Source organism: bacterium, assembly GCA_024226335.1.
In the GTDB taxonomy this organism is placed as follows: domain Bacteria; phylum Myxococcota_A; class UBA9160; order SZUA-336; family SZUA-336; genus JAAELY01.
The window spans coordinates 1-664 of sequence record JAAELY010000476.1 but is presented as its reverse complement, the minus strand read 5'-3'; the positions used below and the strand labels follow the sequence as shown (position 1 = coordinate 664).

The following is a 664-nucleotide window of genomic DNA, read 5'->3' as shown; positions in this document are numbered from 1 at the left end:
CGATGAAGTTTACTGGCCACGAGCGGGACTTCTTCGCCGCGGGTGAGGCGGATGATCTGGATTACATGCACGCGCGGTATTGCGATCCGTGTGGGGGGCGGTTCCTCAGTACCGACCCGATCAACTCGGCGGATCCGAAGAACCCCCAGAGCTGGAATAAGTACGCCTACGCTCTGAACAACCCCGTCAAGTTTGTCGATCCCAACGGAGAGGAGACGCAGTTCATCTTCGGCCAGCACACCGAGAATTGGAGTTGCCCCGTTTTCGTGGACACATATGCTCTTGCGAGCAAAGGAGGTCACACGATGCCAAGATCCCGTCCCGCGTACCCACGAGAGTTCCGAGAAGAGATGGTTCGACTGGCTCGCTCGGGTGAGAGTCCGGAGGCGCTGTCGAAGGACTACGAGCCAACCGCGCAGACGATCCGGAACTGGGTCAATCAGGCGGATCGAGATGAGGGCCGTCGCCAAGATGGCCTGACCACCGCTGAGCGCGAGGAGCTGCGCCGGCTGCGCCGGGAGAACCGGCGGCTGCGCGAAGAGCGAGAGATCCTGAAAAAAGCCGCGGCCTGGTTCGCACAGGAGACCGGATCGATCCCGTCGCGGGGTTCGAATTCGTGAGTGCGAACCGGGCCGATCATGCGGTGGTGACGATGTGCGAGGTG

Annotated in this window: 1 protein-coding gene; it reads left to right on the top strand. The window is 61.6% G+C overall.

Annotated elements, in window-relative coordinates:
- Positions 1 to 620, top strand: a 620-nt coding sequence (locus GY725_22655) for a transposase (protein MCP4006990.1), incomplete at its 5' end; no start/stop codon positions are given.
- Positions 621 to 664 lie beyond the last annotated feature (44 nt).